At 66.1% G+C, this 20,205-nt stretch carries 20 protein-coding genes and 1 tRNA gene; 11 read left to right on the top strand and 10 right to left on the bottom strand.

Features of this window, described 5'->3' with window-relative positions:
* The first annotated feature begins 25 nt into the window (after positions 1 to 25).
* Together QM774_RS02300 and QM774_RS02295 are read left to right on the top strand one after the other, a co-directional pair.
* Positions 26 to 1,258, top strand: coding sequence for a trans-sulfuration enzyme family protein (locus QM774_RS02300; RefSeq protein WP_414974349.1), 1,233 nt, complete (start codon positions 26 to 28; stop codon positions 1,256 to 1,258).
* Positions 1,259 to 1,415: 157 nt separating this feature from the next.
* A complete protein-coding gene (locus QM774_RS02295) occupies positions 1,416 to 1,874 on the top strand; it encodes a hypothetical protein (protein WP_414974348.1) in 459 nt (152 codons plus the stop codon).
* Between the two features lie 24 nt (positions 1,875 to 1,898).
* Here the strand turns inward: QM774_RS02295 and QM774_RS02290 are convergent, their stop codons facing one another.
* The gene (locus tag QM774_RS02290) at positions 1,899 to 3,464 is read right to left on the bottom strand and encodes a methyltransferase (RefSeq protein ID WP_414974347.1); all 1,566 of its coding nucleotides are present in this window, start codon (positions 3,462 to 3,464) and stop codon (positions 1,899 to 1,901) included.
* A 55-nt stretch (positions 3,465 to 3,519) separates the two neighbouring features.
* Between QM774_RS02290 and QM774_RS02285 the strand changes: the two genes are divergently transcribed.
* The 6 genes from QM774_RS02285 to QM774_RS02260 all read left to right on the top strand — a co-directional run bounded on the left by QM774_RS02285 (position 3,520) and on the right by QM774_RS02260 (position 6,968).
* Positions 3,520 to 5,232, top strand: a complete 1,713-nt coding sequence (locus QM774_RS02285) for a hypothetical protein (RefSeq protein ID WP_414974346.1) — start codon at positions 3,520 to 3,522, stop codon at positions 5,230 to 5,232.
* Positions 5,233 to 5,245: 13 nt separating this feature from the next.
* Positions 5,246 to 5,329, top strand: a tRNA-Leu gene (locus QM774_RS02280).
* Between the two features lie 37 nt (positions 5,330 to 5,366).
* Positions 5,367 to 5,786, top strand: coding sequence for a hypothetical protein (locus QM774_RS02275; protein ID WP_414974345.1), 420 nt, complete (start codon positions 5,367 to 5,369; stop codon positions 5,784 to 5,786).
* 21 nt (positions 5,787 to 5,807) lie between these two features.
* A complete protein-coding gene (locus QM774_RS02270; protein WP_414974344.1) occupies positions 5,808 to 6,122 on the top strand; it encodes a hypothetical protein in 315 nt (104 codons plus the stop codon).
* Positions 6,123 to 6,171: 49 nt separating this feature from the next.
* A complete protein-coding gene (locus QM774_RS02265) occupies positions 6,172 to 6,609 on the top strand; it encodes a transcriptional regulator (RefSeq protein ID WP_414974343.1) in 438 nt (145 codons plus the stop codon).
* The gene (locus tag QM774_RS02260) at positions 6,606 to 6,968 is read left to right on the top strand and encodes a DUF3817 domain-containing protein (RefSeq protein WP_414974342.1); all 363 of its coding nucleotides are present in this window, start codon (positions 6,606 to 6,608) and stop codon (positions 6,966 to 6,968) included. The genes QM774_RS02265 and QM774_RS02260 overlap by 4 nt, the downstream gene beginning before the upstream one ends.
* A 96-nt stretch (positions 6,969 to 7,064) precedes the next feature.
* Here the strand turns inward: QM774_RS02260 and rdgB are convergent, their stop codons facing one another.
* Together rdgB and rph are read right to left on the bottom strand one after the other, a co-directional pair.
* Positions 7,065 to 7,694 (bottom strand): RdgB/HAM1 family non-canonical purine NTP pyrophosphatase, encoded by a 630-nt coding sequence (gene rdgB, locus QM774_RS02255; protein ID WP_414974341.1) that lies wholly within the window; start codon positions 7,692 to 7,694, stop codon positions 7,065 to 7,067.
* Between the two features lie 2 nt (positions 7,695 to 7,696).
* Entirely contained in the window at positions 7,697 to 8,458 is a 762-nt protein-coding gene (rph, locus tag QM774_RS02250) for a ribonuclease PH (protein WP_414974340.1), read from the bottom strand.
* A gap of 76 nt (positions 8,459 to 8,534) precedes the next feature.
* Here rph and QM774_RS02245 point away from each other — a divergent pair, with 76 nt between their 5' ends.
* Positions 8,535 to 9,326 (top strand): thioesterase family protein, encoded by a 792-nt coding sequence (locus QM774_RS02245; RefSeq protein ID WP_414974339.1) that lies wholly within the window; start codon positions 8,535 to 8,537, stop codon positions 9,324 to 9,326.
* 92 nt (positions 9,327 to 9,418) lie between these two features.
* Here the strand turns inward: QM774_RS02245 and QM774_RS02240 are convergent, their stop codons facing one another.
* The 4 genes from QM774_RS02240 to QM774_RS02225 form a co-directional block, all read right to left on the bottom strand.
* Positions 9,419 to 9,625: a hypothetical protein gene (locus tag QM774_RS02240; RefSeq protein ID WP_414974338.1), complete on the bottom strand. Its 207-nt coding sequence runs from the start codon at positions 9,623 to 9,625 to the stop codon at positions 9,419 to 9,421.
* A 100-nt stretch (positions 9,626 to 9,725) separates the two neighbouring features.
* Positions 9,726 to 10,169 carry a hypothetical protein gene (locus tag QM774_RS02235; RefSeq protein ID WP_414974337.1) on the bottom strand — a complete coding sequence of 148 codons (444 nt, stop codon included), beginning with the start codon at positions 10,167 to 10,169 and terminating at the stop codon, positions 9,726 to 9,728.
* A complete protein-coding gene (locus QM774_RS02230; protein WP_414974336.1) occupies positions 10,156 to 12,864 on the bottom strand; it encodes a site-specific DNA-methyltransferase in 2,709 nt (902 codons plus the stop codon). The genes QM774_RS02235 and QM774_RS02230 overlap by 14 nt, the downstream gene beginning before the upstream one ends.
* Positions 12,865 to 15,909 (bottom strand): BPTD_3080 family restriction endonuclease, encoded by a 3,045-nt coding sequence (locus tag QM774_RS02225; RefSeq protein ID WP_414974335.1) that lies wholly within the window; start codon positions 15,907 to 15,909, stop codon positions 12,865 to 12,867.
* A 79-nt stretch (positions 15,910 to 15,988) separates the two neighbouring features.
* Between QM774_RS02225 and QM774_RS02220 the strand changes: the two genes are divergently transcribed.
* The gene (locus tag QM774_RS02220) at positions 15,989 to 16,246 is read left to right on the top strand and encodes a helix-turn-helix domain-containing protein (protein WP_414974334.1); all 258 of its coding nucleotides are present in this window, start codon (positions 15,989 to 15,991) and stop codon (positions 16,244 to 16,246) included.
* A 44-nt stretch (positions 16,247 to 16,290) separates the two neighbouring features.
* Positions 16,291 to 17,466 (top strand): hypothetical protein, encoded by a 1,176-nt coding sequence (locus QM774_RS02215; RefSeq protein WP_414974333.1) that lies wholly within the window; start codon positions 16,291 to 16,293, stop codon positions 17,464 to 17,466.
* A gap of 21 nt (positions 17,467 to 17,487) precedes the next feature.
* Here the strand turns inward: QM774_RS02215 and QM774_RS02210 are convergent, their stop codons facing one another.
* The 3 genes from QM774_RS02210 to murI form a co-directional block, all read right to left on the bottom strand.
* Positions 17,488 to 18,066 (bottom strand): zeta toxin family protein, encoded by a 579-nt coding sequence (locus tag QM774_RS02210; RefSeq protein ID WP_414974332.1) that lies wholly within the window; start codon positions 18,064 to 18,066, stop codon positions 17,488 to 17,490.
* Positions 18,067 to 18,527: 461 nt separating this feature from the next.
* On the bottom strand, positions 18,528 to 19,307 hold the full coding sequence (locus QM774_RS02205; RefSeq protein ID WP_414976564.1) for a cyclic nucleotide-degrading phosphodiesterase: 780 nt from the start codon (positions 19,305 to 19,307) through the stop codon (positions 18,528 to 18,530).
* An 82-nt stretch (positions 19,308 to 19,389) separates the two neighbouring features.
* On the bottom strand, positions 19,390 to 20,199 hold the full coding sequence (gene murI, locus QM774_RS02200; RefSeq protein WP_414976563.1) for a glutamate racemase: 810 nt from the start codon (positions 20,197 to 20,199) through the stop codon (positions 19,390 to 19,392).
* Between the last annotated feature and the right edge of the window lie 6 nt (positions 20,200 to 20,205).

Genomic DNA, 20,205 nt, shown 5'->3' with positions numbered 1-20,205 from the left:
CCCTCCGGCGGCGAGGAAGGGTGAGATGACGCGACGACAGGACGGGCCGCGGCCCGACAAGCATGTCCCGGAGAGTCTGGGCTTCGGGACGCTCAGCGTGCACGGCGGCAATGAGCCGCTCGGCGACGGCGGCGACGGCACCCCGATCCGGACGTCGATCACGATGGCGAACTCGTATCACCTGCCCGAGGATCCGTCGACACTGGACTGGTCGGACCCGAACCACCTGATCTACACGCGCAACACCGGCGTCAACCAGGTCGCCCTGCAGCGCAAGCTCATCGCGCTCGAGCACGGCGAGGCGGCCGTCGCCCTCGCCTCGGGCGTGGCCGCCCTGCACGCCGTCTACTTCTCGCACGTCGACAGCGGCGAGCACGTGATCGTCTCGGATACCACCTACGAGGCCACCTACAAACTGTGGACCGACCTGCTGCCACGCAAGTACGGGATCGAGGCGACCTTCGTCGACATCACCGACCTCGATGCGGTGGCCGCGGCGGTCCGCCCGAACACCCGCCTCATCACCACCGAGGTCATCGCCAATCCGACGACCAAGGTCGCCGACATCGCCGCCCTCGCGCAGATCGCCCACGACGCCGGCGCTCTGCTGGTGGTGGACTCCACCTTCACGCCGCCGCCCCTGTACCGGCCGCTCGACGACGGCGCCGATCTGGTGGTGCATTCGCTCACCAAGTACATCAACGGCCACGGCGACGCGATGGGTGGTGCAGTGATCGGCACGGCCGAGGCGGTCGAACCGGTCCGGGCTCAAGCCATGGTCGACGTCGGCGGCGTCATCTCCCCGTTCAACGCCTGGCTCATCGTCCGCGGCTCGGTGACGTTGCCGCTGCGCCTGGCCCGGCATCAGGACACCGCGCTCGAACTCGCCCGATTCCTGGAGGCCGACGACCGGATCGCCTACGTCGCCTATCCCGGATTGGAGAGCCACCCGCAACACGATCTCGCCGCCCGGCAGCTCGGCGGCCGCGGCTTCGGCGGGATCATGGCGTTCGCGCTCAAGGGCGGACCGGACCTGCAGAACCGCTTCGTCGGCGCCCTCAAGGTGATCACCTCGGCCGTGTCCGTGGGGCACGACGAATCGCTGATCGTGCATGTCGGTACGAGCGGCCCACGGGTCGCGGCCTACCCCGAGGGGTTCCGGACCTACGGGCATCTGCGGTTCTCGGTGGGACTCGAAGACGTCGACGATCTGAAGGCGGACCTGTCGGCCGCACTCGACGAAGCGTGGGCGCAATAGCGGCGAGACCGACATCTCGCCTGGTCTCGGCGTCGTTGACAGCGGGCTTTGCGCTACTTCACAGCTGATCCCAATGTTCGGTGACCACCGTGGGCTGGCGTCACGGGCCTGTGGAGACTCACAGCCCGCCGACAGCCCCGTTGAAAGGAACGATCCTATGAAGCACTCCCTCGCACGCACCCTCGTGATGACCGCCGCCGGCGTCGGCGCCGCCTCGGTTCTGGCCGCCGGAGCGGCCGGAGCAGCCCCCGCGAAGACCGAGCCGACCGCCCATGTACCCGGAACTCAGTGCAGCGTCGCCCAGGTCGAACGCGCCCTCGCCAAGGAGGATCCGGCGATGTGGAAGAGCATCGACAAGAACGACAAGAGCCGGGCCCGTTTCGAGAAGCGGATCACCCAGACGCCCGAGCAGCGCAAGGCCCAGCGCGAACAGCGGAAGGCCCAGCGCGAGCAGTGGAAGAAGAATCATCCCGAGCAGGCCAAGAAGCGCGAGGAGAAGCGCGCCGAGCACAAGAAGGCCCAGCAGACGAAGACCACGCCCGCACAGCGCGCGCAGCGCAAAGCCGAGCGCAAGGCGAAGATGGAGCAGATCAAGACCACCTGCTCGAAGTACTGAGCGGCATAAGTCCGTGAGCGGCGTCTACTCGGCCTCGTAAAGGATCCCGCGGCCGACGGCCTCCCGAATCACCGGGAGTGCCGCCTCCGCGAGCGCATCCGGGTCGACGTCGTGAACGTCGGCCAGGAGTCCGACGAGCACCGACAGCGGCAGCACACCGCGGCTGCCGGCGAGAAGTGCGGTCATCACCTCGTCGACCGGCAGCACCGCACCGGGGCCTCCGGGGCGCGTGACCAATGCGGCCACCTGCTGCCAGCCGTCCGGACCCGGCAGCGATTGGGTCTCGAGGAAGACCGGTGCCGTGGTCAGCCGGGCGGCGAGCAGTTCCTCGTCGCTCATCGCGGCCAGATAGTCGCGGCGTGCCCAGTAGGCCTGGGCTTCGAAGCCGGTGACCTCCTGTCCGGCGTCGAGGATCTCCTCGATCACCACGTCGGGCTCGCCGCTGCGCGTCTCCGGCTTACGCAGAGTGACCAGTCCCATTCCGATACCGGCGATCTTCTCGCGCTCGAACCAGTCCAGCCAGGCGGTGGCCCGATCGGCCGTGGCGCGCAGGTTCTCCCCCGCGTCGGCCGTCCAGAGCGACACGTACGAGACGGGGTCGGCGAGTTCGCGCTGCACCACCCAGGCGTCCAGACCGGTGCCCTCGACCCATCCCCGGATGCGCTCGTCCCACCGTTCGGGATCGCGCACGATCCAGTTCGCGAGCAGTTGGGCGATCCCACCGGGTTCGAGATGATCGGCCATCTGCTCGATCAGCTGCCGGCTGACGCCGTCGCCCTCGATTCCCGAATCGCGGTAGATGTAGTCCTGGGCGCCGCTGCCCACGACGAACGGCGGATTGGCGACGATCAGATCGAATCGTTCGCCGGCGACCGGCGCGAAGAGACTGCCTTCCCGCAGGTCCCAGGCCAGGCCGTTGAGCCGGGCGGTCGCGGAGGCCAAGGCCAGGGCCCGCGGGTTGGTGTCGGTGGCGACCACCTCGTCGCAGTGGGTGCTCAGGTGCAGCGATTGGATGCCACAGCCGGTGCCGATGTCCAGCGCCCGCCGAAACGGCGTGCGGATCACGGCATGCGCGAGTGACAGTGACGCGGCCCCGACTCCGAGGACGTGCTCATGGCTGACCGTTCCGGGATGCAGGAGCGAATCCTGGTCCGAGATCACGAGATAGTCGTGGTCGTCCGCTCCGTGCGGCCGGATGTCGAGCAGAGCGCGGACGCCGTCCTCGGTGCGCGTCACCACTCCCTGGTCGACGAGTTCGTCGACGGTGATTCCCGGTAGCGCGGCCGCGACGTCGTGGTCCGTCTCGGTACCGCCCAGGACGAACAACCGGACGAGCACCGCCAGAGCCTGCTGGTCGGCCGGTGCCTGCCGCGTCGCGCGCAATGCCGGCCACCACGTTCCGGCCGCCAACGCCGTGCTCGCGCGTTCTCCGAGCAGTTCCCCGATCCCGTCACCGGTGAATCCGGCGCCGGTCAGAGCCGTGCCGAGTCGATCGATCACGTCGTCCGAGGTCAGAGGCAGGCTGTTCACGGGTCCGAGATTACCGGGGACCACGCGGCGCCCCTGGGCTTGACTCTCCGCAATGTTCATAGGATATCCTTAGTTCTCGTTCAGGAACGTCGGGGTAACTGGAGCGAATACGACAATGCGGTCATCGAACGACGGCGGATACAACAAGCGTCTGGCACTGCGCTTCACGACCATCGGACTGCTGGGCGCGTTCGTCGCCCAGGCCGCGGTACCGGATGCCCGCGCGGCGGACGTCGTGACCGCGCACAGCAGTCCGCGGGCCGCGCACGTGGCGAAGAAGACGCCTCCGAAGACCCGCACGAAGACGCCCGCCGAGACGTACCCCGAGCGGCAGAAGCGGATCGGCGAATCGACCCGGTCGCTGCTGCCTCCACTCCACGAGAACGAGGGCAAGGACACGACCTGTGTCAGCGCCGAGTTCACCACACTGTCGGTGGTCTACGACTCGATCGTCGAACAACTGGCGCCGAGCCTGCCCGCGTCCGCACAGGCCGCCCTGGCGAAGAACCGGCGCGACGTGCAGCGGTGGATGCGCAACGTCCACGTCTCCACGCTCGCCGTCTCGAGCCACCCGTACACGCGGGGAGCCGACGGCGACGACCCGTCGTACCGGTCGCCGATCTCCCAGTTGGTGGTCGAGAACCTCCTCAAGATCCGCGACGGCAAGCAGGACGAGGCCATCCCGGTCGCCAACATCACCCTCAGCCAGGCCGTCGAGTCCGCATGGCTGTACACGTTCGTCGGCGTTCTGGCGCCGCTGAAGGCCGGCACCGCGTTCCTGCCCGGCCTGGGCAGCCCGTTCACCGACACCCCGCTGGCGGCGGCCGAGAGCTATGTGACGCACAACGTGCTGATCAGTCTCGCGCTGACCGGCAGTCAGCTGGCCCTGCAGTACCTCTATCAGGGCACCAGCAGTGCGGTACTCAACCAGTGCGTGGCGCGGGTGACCGACGAGCAGAAGGCGCAGGCCGGCAGGCCCAGCGATCGCGTCCGGTTCGACATCCCGATCCACCCGCTCCTGCAGGGCGCCGCCGATCAGCTGGCTCTCGCGGACGCCGACACCTGCGCACCGATCGGCGATCAGTCACTCGGCCGGATCCTGCGGCGCACCGCCGACTACGCCAAGGCGACCGCGCCGAATGCGGCGGCCAAGCGGCGGATCGACATCGAAGCGACCACCGTGCTGCGGCAGATGAAACGCACACCCGTGCCGCACAATCTGATTCCGGCCGATCCCGCCGACTTCAGCACCGCCGAGACCATCGCCTCCTTCGTCGGTTCACTGATCCCGTACGTCGGCGGTGCACCGCTCGACATCGCGATCGGGCTCGGACACAACATCGGGCAGGGCGACGATCTCTCGGAAACCGTCAGCGCGTACGACCTGACCGTCACGAAGTCCCTCACCGCCGCCTACTACTCGTACTACTTCGCTCTCTACCTGTTCACGACGGTCGGCGCACTGCTGGTCGAGCCGGTGCGCGTGGTTCCCGGCACCGAAGGGACCATCGGCATGCTCAATCCGATCCGGCCGATCGGCATGATCCTGGGACTGCCGCTCACCTACGGGCTCGTGACGTTCCACAACGTCGTGCGGTCGATGTGCTTTCGCGAGGACGACACGACCGGGACCGGATTGGGCGCCGAGGCGAACCGTGTGGCGCCGGAGAAGCACGACGAGGCCGTCGAGAAGGCGAAGACCGAGAAGGCGCAGGCCGAGAAGACGACGCGGAAGCAGAAGACGAAGCGGAAGCCGACCACGACGCAGAAGCCGGCCCAGAAGAGGTCGACGCCGACAGCCACCGGGCGGGCCACGACGGGACGGTAGCCTGGGCGCTGACGCGCGAGTGGCGGAATTGGCAGACGCGCTGGGTTTAGGTCCCAGTGCCCTCACGGGTGTAGGGGTTCGAGTCCCCTCTCGCGCACTGTTCATCGCGCGCCGTCCTCGGTAGGGTCGGGCGCATGCGACGACTCGTGGCTTCGACCGCCGCACTCGGCCTGGTGACGGCCGGGGCGACCGCCTGCGGCTCCCACGCCACCCCGGTCGACTCCGATCGTGTGGTGAGCGCCAGCCGTTCCTACCCGGCCGGGAGCGAGCAGGCCCGCCGCGCGCGGCTGTCCGATCTCCGTACCTTCGTGGCCCGCCGCGCGTGGGCCAAGACGTCGGCGTTCTACACGCCGCGCTGCCAGGCGCAGGCGTCGGTGGCCGAGCTCGCCCGGCAGGCGGAACAGCTGTACGGGCCGACGTCCGGGCGCGACATGGCCGGCACCCACGAACACACCATCCGGATCGATCGCGATGTCGCGACCGTCATCACCAAGGCCGACGGCGCCTGGGAGACCGCGCCCGGTGTCCATTGGGCGCTGGTGAATAGTCTGTGAGGCATCGACGACTGCACGGTCGTGACGCCGACGGTCGCACCCACCGCCGTCGTGCCGCAGCCGGCACTGCCGCCGCCGGTGGAGCCCAACACCGTCGACGTCCCCACCACCACCGATGACGACGACCTCACCGAGTTCCTGGACCCGAAGCCGCCGATCACTCCACCGAGCTCGACCGAGGATCCGTCGAGCCCCGAGTCGGGGGAACCCGATGCCGGCGACACGGACTCGACCACGACGCCCTCCACCCGGCCACCGCTGCGTCCGCTGGACGGCGGTGCCGACAGCGATCACGACGGCGGCACGACCCCGCAGAACCAGAACCCGGGTGCCTGACGGCCCGCGGGATGCGGGCCGTCCCGGCGGGCCGGGTACCGTCGAAGGCGTGGAGAAGAGCCCCGAACGCCGCACGCGCCGCCATCGGCCGGCGCTGATCGTGCTCGTTCTGGTGGCCGCCGTCATCTGCCTGCTGATGGGCTGGTGGCAGTGGGACCGGTACGAGTCGGCGTCCGGCACCGCGCAGAACCTGGGCTATGCGCTGCAGTGGCCGCTCTTCGCCGTCGCCTTCGTGTGGGCGTACCGCCGGTTCGTCACGATGGAGGCCGACCCGGAGGAGGCCCGCAAGGCGGTCCGCCCGTCGAGCGGCCCCACCGAGATCCCCGCCGGACTGCTCCCCGACCGGCCGACCGCCGACGACCCGACGGTCGCCGCGCTCTCCACCGCCGACGACGACCCCGAACTGGCCGAGTACAACAGGTACCTGGCAGGGCTCGACAAGCCCACCCCCGACAACGCCGCGACGACCGCGAAGGACACCAAGTGACCGAGACCGAACCCACCACCACCGGCGACAAGGCCGTCACCGCGTCGATCGAGTCGATCAAGAGTTCGCTGACCCGCTACCGCGTGCTCGCCTGGATCACCGGCATCCGGCTACTGGTCCTGGTGCTGGAGATGATCCTCAAGTACGGCTTCGACAACGACAGCCTCGTGTGGGTCGGGCCGGTGCACGGCGCCATCTACTTCCTGTACCTGCTGATGACCATCGACCTGGCGATGAAGGTGCGGTGGCCGCTCGGCAAGACCGTGGTCACGCTGATCGCCGGCACCATCCCGTTCGTGTCGTTCTGGATGGAGCACGTCCGCACCAAGGACGTGAAGGCGCAGATCGGCCTCAGCTGATCGGGCCGCCACCGACACTGCCAGAAGGTGGCGACCTGGCCGCCTCCGAGGGAAGATCGCCCTCGGCGTGCCCGTGAGCGCCACTCGGTGGCGGCGTCAGTCCTGCTCGGCCAGGGCGTGCAGCGCCGGCACCAGCATGGCGAGCGCCTTGCCCCGATGACTGAGCGCGTCCTTCTCCTGCGCCGACAACTCGGCTGACGTGCGTCCGGCAGCCACCTCGTCGTCCGGAAGGAACAGCGGGTCGTAGCCGAACCCGTTCGCGCCGCGCCGCTCGGCGAGGATCCGGCCGCGCCATTCGCCGTGGGCGACCGCCTGCTCGCCCTCCGGGGTCACCAGCGCGCACACTGACACGAAGCCGGCACCGCGACGCTCCTCGGGAACATCCGTCAACTGCGCGAGCAGCAAGTCGTTGTTGGCCTCGTCGCCTTTGCCGCCGCTCCAGCGGGCCGAGAGCACACCCGGCATGCCGTTGAGCGCGTCGACGGCCAGCCCGGAATCGTCGGCCAGCGACGGCAGTCCGGTCGCGGCGACCGCGGCACGCGCCTTGATGAGCGCGTTCTCCTCGAAGGTCGCTCCGCTCTCCACCGGTTCGGGGTAGGCGGCGACGTCGCCGAGACCCAGCACGGTCAGTCCGGTGATGCCTGCCGCCTCCACGACGCGCCGCAGCTCGGCGAGCTTCTTCGCGTTGTTGCTGGCCAGCAGCACGACGCGCTGCGCGTCCGCCACGGCTACTTCTCTTCGGGCGTGGGCAGTCCGCCCGGGTACGGTTCGGCGAGCGCCTTCCGCTGGGCGGCGACCAGTTCGTCGATGCCCTGGAGCGCGACGTCCAGCAGCTTGTCCAGGGTGCCCCGGGGGAAGGTGGCGCCCTCACCGGTGCCCTGCACCTCGACGAAGGTGCCTGCGTCGGTGGCGACGACGTTCATGTCGACCTCGGCGCGCGAATCCTCCTCGTAGGGCAGATCCAGTCGCACCCGGCCGTCGACGACGCCCACGCTGACCGCCGCGATGACGCAGGACAGCGGCTGCGGGTCGGCGAGCTTGCCGGCCGCTCCCAGCCAGGTGACGGCGTCGGCCAGCGCGATGTAGGCGCCGGTGATGGCCGCGGTCCGGGTGCCGCCGTCGGCCTGCAGGACGTCGCAGTCGATGGCGATGGTGTTCTCACCGAGTGCGGCGAGATCGATGCAGGCGCGCAGCGAACGGCCGATGAGGCGGCTGATCTCGTGGGTGCGGCCGCCGACCTTGCCGCGCACCGACTCACGACTCATGCGCTCGTGGGTGGCGCCGGGAAGCATGGCGTATTCGGCGGTCAGCCAGCCCAGGCCGGAGCCTTTGCGCCAGCGGGGCACACCCTCGGTCACCGAGGCGGTGCACATGACGCGGGTGTTGCCGAACTCGACGAGGACCGAGCCCGCCGGGTTGGAGGTGAATCCGCGGGTGAACTTGATGGGCCGGAGCTGATCGTCGGCGCGGCCGTCTGCACGTGTCGTCACACCTGAACCCTATCGGTCCCGGGCCGTGTGCACACCCGCGCACTCCGATCGGGTGGCGACGGATTACGTTCGCATCATGGACGGCGTGACCCAGAGCTATTTCACCCGCGACGGCGACGACGCCTTCGTCCCCACCGAGCACGCCGGCGGCGCCTGGTACGACAACGATCTGCACCTGGCGCCGGTCGCCGGACTCGTCATCGATCACCTCGAACGGTGGCGTCTGGCGAATGCCCCGGGCATGGTGTTCAGCCGGCTGAGTCTGGACGTTCTGGGCATGATCCTGCGCGACCGCATCACACTGAGCGTCGACGTCCTGCGCCCGGGGCGCACCATCGAGCTGGTGCAGGCGACCGCCGTCATCGACGGTCGTTCGGTGATCCTCGCGCGCGGCTGGCTGCTGCAGAGCTCGGACACCACCGAGGCGGCCGGTGATGCCGTCGAACCCTTCCCGCCTCCCGGATCGTTCACACGGGAGTCGTGGATCAAGCGCTGGCCGGGCGAACTGATCGACAGTGTGGACGCCACACAGTCCGACGACACACGGCCGGGTCGCGCCAAGGTGTGGGTGACCTCTGACGTCGACCTGGTCGCCGGCGAGGAATCGACGGCGCTCGGCGAGTGGGCGAAGTTCCTGGACTGCGCCAACGGCATCTCCTGGCGGCAGGACCCGAACGTGTGGATGTTCCCGAACGTGGACCTCACCCTGCATTTGTTCCGTCAGCCGGCCGGCCGGTGGATGGGTTTGGACACCCGTCAGGACTTCGGTGCCGGGGGTCTCGGCCTGACCAGTTCCGTGGTGCACGACGAGCACGGCCCCGTCGGGGTGCTCGCGCAGTCGCTGACCGTCCGCAAGCAGCCGGACTGAGTGCCTCCATCGAGGCGTCAGTGCCTACGAGCCGACCAGCTGTGCCGCACGCTGATAGGTCACACCCAACACCTCCCCGATGTCGCGTGCGGTCACACCACCGAGATTGCGACGTCACCGGGGGCACTGTCGGTGACGGTGCAGATGTAGTCGATCGCCTCACGCTCGATCTCGGCGAACCGACGAGCCTGGGTGAGCGCCTGCCCGGGCCAGCGGCCGGCGTTGTATTCATCGAGCGCGGGAACGTGGATCATCCACCAACCTCCGTCTCGGGTCACGTGCACGGTGTAGTGGCTCATCACGTCAGTCGACCGCGTAGACAGAGATCAGTCAAGCCGAATGGATAACGGTGTGACCGGCAGCGGACTGCGCGCCGACCTCATCGGCCCCGTCCCTTCACTAACCGGCCGCCACCACCCGACGCTCGATGAGCTCGACGATCCGGGCCCACGGCACGTCGCGGCGGAACGCCCCACATTCACTCGACGGATTCGGCCCGTTCTCCTCCACGCGCCGAACTGCGGCGCGCAGCACGCCCGCATCTTCACCGAGTGCTTCAGCCAGCCATAGCAGGCCCGGCTCACAGCGGAAGTGGTTGTAGAACGCCTTGCCACTGGTCGAGGGATTCTTGCGGCCATACGCACCCGAGGTGTTGTACTCATCGAGCCAACCGAGGAGGTGTTCCTTCTGCCGACCGCTGAAGCCTCTCCGCAGGTCTGCCGTACGCGCCTCGTACTCGTCGGTGATCGGCTGCGCGGCGGGCAGTTCCTTCACCAGACTGCGGAGGTCGTCAACAGTGATGTCGCCGGTTCGGACCTCTGGACGCTTCTTACGCTTGAACATCGAACACCTTCATCACTTCGTCGCCGTAATCGTTGATCACCTTGACCGCGATACGCCCGCTGTCGGGACGCGCGAACGGGCGAGACTCGGTCCGGTACAGGGTGGCCCAAGCGTCCGTGTCGATGTCGGCCTTGAGAGCCGTTTTCAGCTTCTTGTAGGGGTCGTTGCCACCCGTGAAGTAGCAGTGCCGGACGAAGAAGGACTCGCCGTCGTAGTCGGTGTCGATCATCCACATCGCGATCTGATCCGTGTCCGCACTGCGCACCGTCCCGGTGGTCGGGTCGTAGACGTCGACACCTCGAAGATCGACGACGAGCTGGTCGCCTTCTTCACGGATGTCGATGTCCGGTTCGCCGAAGACGGTGAACAGGTTGCCGGCACCGGTCTTCTTCAGTTCCTCGCCCATCAGAAGGTCAGAGTTCATCCGCACCAGGAGAACCGGGAGCCGACCGAGCTTCCGCTCCCCCGCGACCTCGGCGAATCCTTCGGATGACGCATCGATCGTCATCCCGTCTTCCGTGGTCGCGGTCGTGGCCAGCGGATCGAACGCGAATGCCAGTACACAGAGAAGGCCGACGTCCGGGTTGGCGAGTGCCTCCTTGGCCGCAGACTTGATGAACGCTGGACTGACGGTTCCGTATTGGGGACCCAGCGCGAGCGCAACATTGGTCACGATGCCGTTCTCGTCCGGGGTGGACTCGCCGATCGCCTGGACGTACTCGCCGGCGTGGTCGCTGATCGCCGCGAACTCGATCCGTTCCGACCGCTTACCGTTCTGGATACCGGCCTGAGCGAGGTTGTCGAGAATCGACCGCTCGAAACCTTCACCGTCGGCATCAACCACATGGCTATCGCGAATCGATTCGCGATCCGACTCCGTCTCGTCCGGCTCGAAGCGGATCGAGCGGTGTGGCGACAGACTCTCAACCGTGAACGGTCCGGTCACGCGAACCTTGCTCTTGTCCTCATAGGGCTTGTCGTACAGGTTCTCGAAGTCGGCGTGCCGTTTGATCGCCGCGTCGATCTCGTCGCGACTCATCCCCTCGACGATGTCGGGATTATTTGCGATCGACTTCAGCGTGATGTGCTGCACCCGCTCGTAGACGAAGCCGTGCCGAATATCGCCGGTGGTGGGCAGGTTCGGGTCGGCGGCGACGCCCGAGAGCTCAGCTTCTTTCGCCTTGCCGGCGGGCGTGTCCGCCATCAGGTAGTAGGGGTATCGGGCGCCCATGATTCGTTGACGGGCCAGCGCGAGAGCGACTCGGGACGTGTCGATCGTGATCCATCGACGGCCCCACTGTTCCGCAACAAACGCAGTAGTTCCGGATCCACACGTTGGATCAAGCACCATGTCCCCCGGATCAGTGCACATAAGCATGCACCGCTGCACGAGGACTGGCGCCGTCTCGACGACATAGGATTTGTCCCTAGCTCCCCCGATATCCGACCAGATCTCGGTGTACGGAAAGACTGGGAAGTCATCAAGGAAACGGACATAGGCAGGACGGTCCTTACCCGGCGCAACTCGCCCGGCTGCGAGCAGCCGTGACATTCCTTCCGCATTCGTCTTCCAGCGCGAGTTTCCCGGCGTATAAGTCCTTCCGTCCAGGTGAACCGGAAACCAGGACGCCGCACCCTCACCCTTGTCCCGACCCATCGACTGGCTGGTCAGGTTGTCGTGGCGGAAGGGCCTACCTCCGACAGGAGGGCTCCCAGTCGCAAGCTCAACCTTCGTGAGCGGTCGCCGACTTCCATCTGCGAGTTCAACTCGTGTGTACATTGAAGCGCCCGCTCCGCCGAAGTCTTTTGGGCGGTACAGATCGCGAAACTTCACACTCTCGCGATCACGCGCGTACCAGTGGATGTAGTCGGCGGTGCCACCCGGGAAATCGGATGTCGAGCTACTTGTCTTCGTCACAGCAAAGGTCGTGATCCAGTTCTCCGGCCCAAAGACTTCATCCAGCAGACTTCGCACAACGTGGACGTTCTCGTCGCCGATCTGAACGAAGCACGAGCCACTTTCAGTCAACAAGTCCCGGGCTGCGACCAATCTGTCTCGCAAGTACGTCAGGTAAGTGTGGATTCCATCTGCCCAGGTGTCGCGGAACGCCTTGATCTGCTCGGCCTCCCGAGCAGCATGGTCAAGCTTGCCGTCCTTGACATCCCGCTTCCGTGTCGACACCTGCCAGTTCGAGTTGAATTTGATGCCGTACGGCGGGTCGATGTAGACCATCTGCACCTTGCCACGCAGCGACTCACGTTCCGCAAGCGACGCCATGACCTGCAGCGAGTCGCCAAGAATCATCCGGCTCGACCAGTGCGCCTGATGCTGATAGAACTCCACCTGCGAGAGTTCATCGAGGCCGTCGAAGTCGTCGAAGAGCGCGAGCTCCGGCTCGTCCTCCGGCTTCTCAGCGGTTCGCCGTAGGTTCTCGATCAGAACCCGCGGATCGACCTTCTCCTGGATGTAGATCGGCGGTGCGTCCACCACCAGGTCCTCGCCGTCGAGCTCGTCCTTACCCCGCCAGACGAGTTGGGGGTCCAGCGCCGGGTCTCGCGGGTACCTGACCGGTTCGGGCTGCTCGGATTCGTCGACGTAGACCGCGGCGTCAGCTGTCGGAATGTTGGTGCGGGTCTCCCTGTGATCGATGGCCTCGACCGGTGTCGGGCCGGCCGGCTTCTTGGTGCGAGCCACTTACAGATCTCCTCCGATGAGGGACTCCAGGGAGTCGAGGCGGTCGGGGTCTCCACTGAGCAACCCCCGATAGAGGCGGTCGATCGCGTCGTTCAGGACTCTCGGCACAGTCGTCGGATCGGTGATCTCGATGTAGTCCCAGATCCCGAATCCGCCACGGTTGTTGACGCCCTGGCACCATCGGTTCCGAGCCGTCTCCGCCTTCTCCTTGGTGGGGCCGGGGCTCTTCTGACCGCCGGACACCTCGACGATCAGATGTCGGTCGACATCGTCGTCGGCCTTCGCGAGCCGCAGGATGAAATCGGGCACGTAGGCGTGACTCCGGCCGTTGTGGACGTACGGGATCTCGAAGCCGAGATGGTCGTTCTTCACCCACGCCGCAACGCGACCGTTGAGCTCGCATTGCTGGGCCATGATCTGCTCCCAGGTGTTGCCGCCCTGGCCGTCCAAGACGCAATGGCTGACCTGAGACTTCTCGGCCTCAATCGCCGCCTTCCGAGTGAAGAAGGAGACATCTGCCGACGTACCCACCGGGTCGAAGGCGCGCAGCAGCACACGGACTCGGGCTCGCGGGCTGCCCGGATAGGTGCTGATCAGGTTGACGATCTGCTCGCAGGCCCTCGCACGAAGCTCACTGAGCGAGAGCAACGCCGCGGCCGTGCGGCCATCCTCCTCGACCACGCACTCTCGCAGCCACTTCGCCGCGATGTCCACCAGCTGCGGGAACAGCCAAGGCCGCCGATCATCGACACTCTGGTAGTGGTTCTCCAACAGATCCTTTGCGAGAGCGAATGCGATCTCCTTGTCCCGGACCGCAGTTCGGTCGCCCATCTCATCGCGTTCCGGCACTCCGACCACACCGGCCGACACCGTCCAGGTGGGCACCTCGCTTGCGCCGATCACGAACTTCTCGGCACCCGACACCTCGAAGTGGAGCTCCGGGTCCGGCAGTTCGAGTCGATAGCCGTCGACCCATGGAAACTGAATTTCCAGGTCTTCCCGACCCGGCACCGCATGCACATGCAGCGTCGGCTGCGGCGGTTTGGGATCAGTCGTCGGGGTGTCCGTCGGAATAAAGGAGAACGGGATTCCGTAGACGTTCGCATACTCCGGAGCGAACAGTCCATCGTCGTCGACGACGTACGAACGGCGCCTCAACCCACGGCCGACCACCTGCTCGCACAGGAGCTGCGACCCGAAAGCGCGGACACCCAGAATGTGGCTGACGGTGTTCGCGTCCCATCCCTCGGTCAGCATGGCGACGCTCACGACGCACCGGACATCGGCACCGAGCATGCCCGGCTTGCCGACCGTGTTCATCACCTCGCGAAGAATCTCTTCGTCGGTGATCTTGTCGACGTCTGCGCCGGGATGGTCGATCCTGTACTGCGCCTTGAAAGCGGCGATCTCTGGTCCAGCCACCTTCTTGAAGTCGTCCTTCAAACCTTCCCCGGATTCCAGCTGTGCGGAATCGACGAGGATCGTCCGCGGCCGAGCCAAGGCACGACCCCCGGGGTAGTTGTCGAAGAGCGCCAGTCGCCCCGGTTGCGGCACGACCATCCCATCACGCTCGGCCTCCCACCCGCCGATCCATTCGAAGACGAGCTTCGACACCGAGGTGTTCGGACAGACGACGATGAATACCGGCGGAGTCTCTCCGAACGGTGCCAGTTCACGCTGCCAGTGGTCGTAGCTCTTCTGATAGCTGCTGTACAGGCTCTGCAACGCACCTTCGAGCACCTCCGGGAGCGGCCACTGATCGAGTGTGAGCTTGAGCCCCTTACGTTTGGGCAGCTTGTCACCGATCTGGTCCCACAGGTGCAGGTACGACACCTGGTCGCCGGCAGCATCGTCATCGACCGGTGTCCGGGGAATCTTCACGATCCCCGACTCGATGGCGTCCATCAGGGAGAAGTCACTGACGGTCCAGCCGAACAGTGTCCCCTGGTGATGTCCCGAGCCGCTCAAGAAGTACGGCGTCGCCGACAGATCGAAAACCTGCTTGACGCCCACCCGTTTCGCCACAGCCAGAACGCCCTTGAACCAGACGCGTGCTTCGACGTTCGCCTCGGCCTCTTCCTTGGTGACCTCACTCGATGTCATCACCTTGTCCTGATAACAGTGGTGAGCCTCGTCGTTCAGGACCACGACCTCACCCTTCGCGCTGCCGAAATCGCGAAGGACCCGCGCGACGACCTGCTCCTCGGACTCCTTGAACACCGCCGCGGACTCCCCGGGACGAAGAAGCTTCTTCGTGTTGGCCGCGACGCCCTTGAACTCCTTCGCCTCACGTGGCAGAAATGCGTGATAGTTCGTCACCACCACCTGGGCGCGATCGAGCATGCCTTCAAGATCAGCCGGAATCAGGTCGCGGAGCTTGTAGTAATTTCCGGGATCGCTCGGCTGCAGTACCCGCAGCCGGTCCCGGATAGTGATGCCGGGCGTGACGACAAGGAACTTCGTCGTGAACCGCGCATCTCGTGGCGTCTGAACCTTGTTGAGCGTCTGCCAGGCGATCAGCATCGCCATCACGACGGTCTTTCCGGAACCCGTCGCCATCTTCATCGCGATACGGGGCAGACCGCTGTTGTATTCGTCGTTCACCGGATCCAGGCGACGACGCCAATCCGTGTAACCATGCCGGCCCGCCACCTCGGCCAAGAAGATCGCGGTCTCGACCGCCTCACGCTGACAGAACAGCACCCGGTTGTCGCGACTCGGATCTGCCCAATGCTGCAGCAGCTTCCGGCTGATCGGTGTCACGCCGTCGTAGTGACCGCTCATCCGCCATTTGGCGACATCGCGCCGAATGCTGTTGATGAGCGTGTTCTCCTCGATCCGCTCCCCGGTACCGAAGTCGAGTGTCTGCTGTGCCGCCTTCCCCTTCGCCTTGCGCTCGGGAGCGATCGGAATGAACGACTGGCTCGGGCGACGTCCAGGTGCCGTCTCATCGCGTGGATGTCCGTCATCACCGATGACGAAGTGCCTGCTCGGCGGCTCGTACGGCGAATTGATCACGGGGTTCGTGATCTGCGCGTCTGCCACTAACAGCCTTCCCATGTAAACCAGGTTTTCCCATGTATACATGGTGGTTCTGACAGCGTCTCGGCAAGACCCTTGATTGGTGTCAGATTCCGGTGCCGAAGAGTTGCTTGCCCAGCAGCTTGGACGGCACATCGCCCAGCTCAGAGTGGCGCGCGGGCTGAGCCAAGAGGCACTCGCTCACAGGGCGAAGATCAGCAACAACCATGTACAGCTGCTCGAGAGCGGACTGAGCGACCGCCAGAAGAAGTCACCCGCGAACCCGCGCCTCGGCACACTGCTCTCCCTCAGTCGTGCACTCGACGTGCCGCTCGCCACGCTTCTCGACGGAATCGGCTGACCGGGACCGCACACCCTGTCGTACCCGGGGTGCAGTCTGTGGCCATGACTGAATATCCGCCGCCGCCACCGGAGATCCCGAAGCCACAAGACGTCCACTTCAGCGACGACGTCTGGAACCAGGTGCTCACCCATATGCCCGACACCGACGAAAGTCTCCGCGAGAAGGCGGAAGCCGCTCAGCGAACCCAACAATTGGTTGAGGAACTCGTTGCCGCACAGGAGTATCCGCTGCGGCCACTCGAATCAGTGAGAAGGCTGGTCGAACCTTTCGTCGGGGCCGAGATCGCCGGCGTCAACACCGCCTGGGACGGTCGGCTCTTGATCGACTGGCGCGGTGACGGGAAACAGACCACTTCCGCAGAGTCACCCGATGGCCGCTCGGAAACCCTCGATATTTCCCTCTTCCAGCACTCCGTCGACTACGTGATGCCGCTGCCCTCCGGGAACTGGCTCAGATACCAAGCACGGGTCACGCCGGAGGTGGACCGAACGCTCACTCCCGCCCAACGAGCACGAACCGCTCACACCCCGGACTCTGCGTGGGTGATCGATACCTCCGGGCACGTCATCGCCTCGGGCAGTCTCGGTGATGCATGTTTGGAGGCGTCCGTCGGTTCCGCTGGCCAGATCTGGGTTCCGTACTTCGACGAAGCGCCACAGCGCGGTCTCGCGGGGATCTGGGAGCGCAATGCGCACGGCGACATGGAGTTCGTTGAAGACTCAATAGTCCCCACAGAGTCCGTGGCAGAGGACAGCGGGTACGGCAGGTTCACGGCCGGCTACACGGGAATGACCATTTTCGATGAGAATCTGCGCGTCGTCGGCCGCCACGATCGCGAGAAGTCCGATACCGACATCTGCGAGGTCTATATGTCCGCGACCGACGGTGAACGGTACTGGTACTTCTCCTATCCCGACTGGAACATCGACTGCGTCGGCCCAGAAGGTCAGGCTCCACCAATCCACGACGACCGACACAAAGCCGGTTTTCTCATCGCAGCCGGAGAGCAGATCGCCTTCTTCAGTGGGCCTGGACCCGATCGCGACTCGCTCTTCCTTCGCAAGTCAGACGGAAGCGAGGAGATGTCGATCGTCACCATGCCGAATGGCGCAGCCCTCACGCCGGGCATGGTGGCAGCCTGGGGAGGCACTCTCCACTACGTCGCCGACAATGTCTGGTACCGCGTCGACGCGCTCACTTCCCTGGCTCCGGAGTAGGTCGGCCCATGTGGAGCGTCGTCATTCGAGTAATTGGCGCAGCGGCGGAGGCAGCCAATCGGGTACCGACGTCGCTCGACGGAGCAGTCCATGGTCGAAGCGCGCAACCTGCACCATCTCGTCGAGGGTGTTGTCGTAGATCATCGCAGCGTCGGCCATCGTGATCGCACGGGCAACCAGCGGCCAGAGACGCTGGTACCGTCCGCGAATCTTGTTCTCGGGAACCGAGTGCCCGCCGGCGGCGACGCGTTTAGCGACTCGCTGAACTGTCAGGTCCTCAGGGATGACAACGGCTCGCACGAACACGCGGAAACCTGCGTCCTTGGCATTGGTGATCAGGTCGAGCTTCGACTCGTGCGAGAACACGGTCTCCGCAATGAACGAGACTCCAGTGTCGACGAACTGACGGCGCAGCGCCTCGGCGATCCGCGCAGCCTCGTACGACCGCCCCTCCGGGTCGCCAGGAAACAAGGTGCCGGCGATGTCATCAGCGTTCACCAGGGCCGAACCTGGGATCACTTCCTGCAGAATCTGCCGGATCAACGTCGACTTACCTGCGCCATTGCTTCCGACCACCAAGTCGAGTCGCGGGTTGCTCACGGTTCGACGGTAGACACCGTGACAGTCCGGCCGTCAGGAAGCGTGTAGACAAGACTCCCATCCGGACCACGCGCATACCCGGGGTTCGGCTCGGGCCTGCTGTGCGACATATCGGTGACTGGGAGAGCAGCCTCGATCCGCGCCTCGACTTCCGCGTCGAAAAGCACCGCTTCCTCCACAGTCAGAGACTCCGATGGCAGTGAGCCCTTCAGCGCATGCTCGATGCGGCTGCGCGAACGATCCGAAATGTCGTCCATCGCCCGCCCGATCCGCGCCCAATACTTCGAGCTGCTGGCGCGCCGAACGGTGCGCCGGGACCGCGGCTGCTTCCGCCTCGGCGTACAACTCACCAGACACCCTGGTCATCTTGTCTGCGGCCGTCATCACTCCCCCTCTATCGTGTAACACAATGTTACAGCGATTTCGGCCGACGGTCCAGAACCCTTCCGGCGCGAAACGAGTCAGCCGGGGAACGGCGGCCGGACCTCGATGACCTGCCCTTGGTGGACCAGCTGCAGCGGTCCGGTGTACTCGGCGCGGGCCTCGTCGAGGATCGCGTCGGCGTCGGTCCACGGCACGATGTGTGTCAGGCCGAGGGACCGCACTCCCGCCTTCTGCGCCACCTGGCCGGCCTCGGTGCCCGACAAGTGCAGGTTCGGCGGACGATTCTCCGGGTCGTGGGTCCAGGACGCCTCGCACAGGAACAGATCCGAGTCGCGGGCCAGCTCCACGACCTCATCGCAGACACCGGTGTCGCCACTGTAGGTGAGGACGGCGCCGTCCGGGCCGGTGATCCGCAGGCCGAACGTCGACGGCGGGTGGTTGACCTTGAACGGCTCGATGACCAGTCCGTTCAGTTCCACCTTCCGGCGGTCCTGCCACTCCTGGACGTCGTAGGTGTCGCTGATGTCGTCGACCTCGCCGGGATACTCCGAGGAGGCGGCACCGATCCGCACCGCGGTGCCCGGCGGACCGACGAGCGGCGAACGCCCGGTGGCCGGTTCCGGTGCCCAGCGCCGCCACACGAGCATGGCCGCCAGGTCGACACAGTGGTCGGCGTGCAGGTGCGAGAGCAGGACCGACACGGTGTTCGGATCGGCGTGGGCGAGCAGTTCGCCGAAGACGCCGTGACCGCAGTCGATCAGGACCGGATCGAAGCCTTCGGCCTGGACGAGGTACCCCGAACACGCCGCACCGGGTCCGTTCACACTCCCCGCACAACCCAGCACCGTCAGTCGCATGGCTGCCATCGTGCCACGCCTCCGCATCGGCGTGTCGCGAAACCCCCGCGGCGTGTCCGTCCCGTTACGACGGGACGGACCGTCACAGATGTTCGACGTTGCCGACGCTCGGACCGAGGAATCTCGTCGACAGTTTCCGGAAGGATTCGGGATCGCCTGTGGCAGAGAAGATTCGGGTCGCGTCACGCCCCGAATGGGGATGCAGTGTGTCGGTTTCGGTGAGCACCCGGAAGGTGTCCTTGGCCGTCTCTTCGGCACTCGACACGAGGGTCACCTCGTCACCCATCACCAGCTGGATGACGCCGGCGAGCAACGGGTAGTGCGTACAGCCGAGTACGACGGTGTCGACGCCGGCCTCCTGCAACGGCTCCAGGTACCCCTGGGCCAGACCCAGGATCTGCCGGCCGCTGGTGATGCCCTTCTCCACGAAGTCGACGAAGCGGGGGCAGGCCGCGGCGGTGATCTCCAGGTCCGGCGCGGCGGCGAACGCGTCCTGGTAGGCACGCGAGGCCACCGTCGCCTCGGTGCCCAGAACACCGATCCGGTTGTTCTTGGTGGCCACGACCGCGCGCCGGACCGCCGGCAGCACGACCTCGATCACCGGAATGGGCGCGTACCGCTCGCGGGCGTCGCGCAGACAGGCCGCCGACGCGGTGTTGCAGGCGATCACGATCGCCTTGACGCCGCGCTCGGTCAGCTTGTCGCCGATCGCGAGGGCGTGCTTGCGGATCTCCGGGATCGTCAGCGGCCCGTACGGACCGTTGGCGGTGTCGCCGATATAGAAGATGTCCTCGTCGGGCAGCTGGTCGATGATGGCGCGCGCCACCGTCAGACCGCCGACACCCGAATCGAAGATGCCGATGGGCGCGAGCTTCGTCTCGTCCGCGTCGATGACGCA

It is taken from the genome of Gordonia sp. (in: high G+C Gram-positive bacteria) (assembly GCF_047600565.1).
Lineage (GTDB): Bacteria > Actinomycetota > Actinomycetes > Mycobacteriales > Mycobacteriaceae > Gordonia.
This window is presented reverse-complemented; position numbering and strand designations above follow the sequence as displayed.

Excerpts from the sequence above, each read along its gene's own strand:
- QM774_RS02285 (WP_414974346.1), top strand. The coding sequence starts at position 3,520 with ATGCGGTCATCGAACGACGGCGGATACAACAAGCGTCTGGCACTGCGC.
- QM774_RS02215 (WP_414974333.1), top strand. The coding sequence starts at position 16,291 with ATGACTGAATATCCGCCGCCGCCACCGGAGATCCCGAAGCCACAAGAC.
- QM774_RS02295 (WP_414974348.1), top strand. The coding sequence starts at position 1,416 with ATGAAGCACTCCCTCGCACGCACCCTCGTGATGACCGCCGCCGGCGTC.
- QM774_RS02205 (WP_414976564.1), bottom strand. The coding sequence starts at position 19,307 with ATGCGACTGACGGTGCTGGGTTGTGCGGGGAGTGTGAACGGACCCGGT.
- QM774_RS02240 (WP_414974338.1), bottom strand. The coding sequence starts at position 9,625 with ATGAGCCACTACACCGTGCACGTGACCCGAGACGGAGGTTGGTGGATG.
- QM774_RS02300 (WP_414974349.1), top strand. The coding sequence starts at position 26 with ATGACGCGACGACAGGACGGGCCGCGGCCCGACAAGCATGTCCCGGAG.
- QM774_RS02245 (WP_414974339.1), top strand. The coding sequence starts at position 8,535 with ATGGACGGCGTGACCCAGAGCTATTTCACCCGCGACGGCGACGACGCC.
- QM774_RS02235 (WP_414974337.1), bottom strand. The coding sequence starts at position 10,169 with ATGTTCAAGCGTAAGAAGCGTCCAGAGGTCCGAACCGGCGACATCACT.
- QM774_RS02275 (WP_414974345.1), top strand. The coding sequence starts at position 5,367 with ATGCGACGACTCGTGGCTTCGACCGCCGCACTCGGCCTGGTGACGGCC.
- QM774_RS02290 (WP_414974347.1), bottom strand. The coding sequence starts at position 3,464 with ATGAACATTGCGGAGAGTCAAGCCCAGGGGCGCCGCGTGGTCCCCGGT.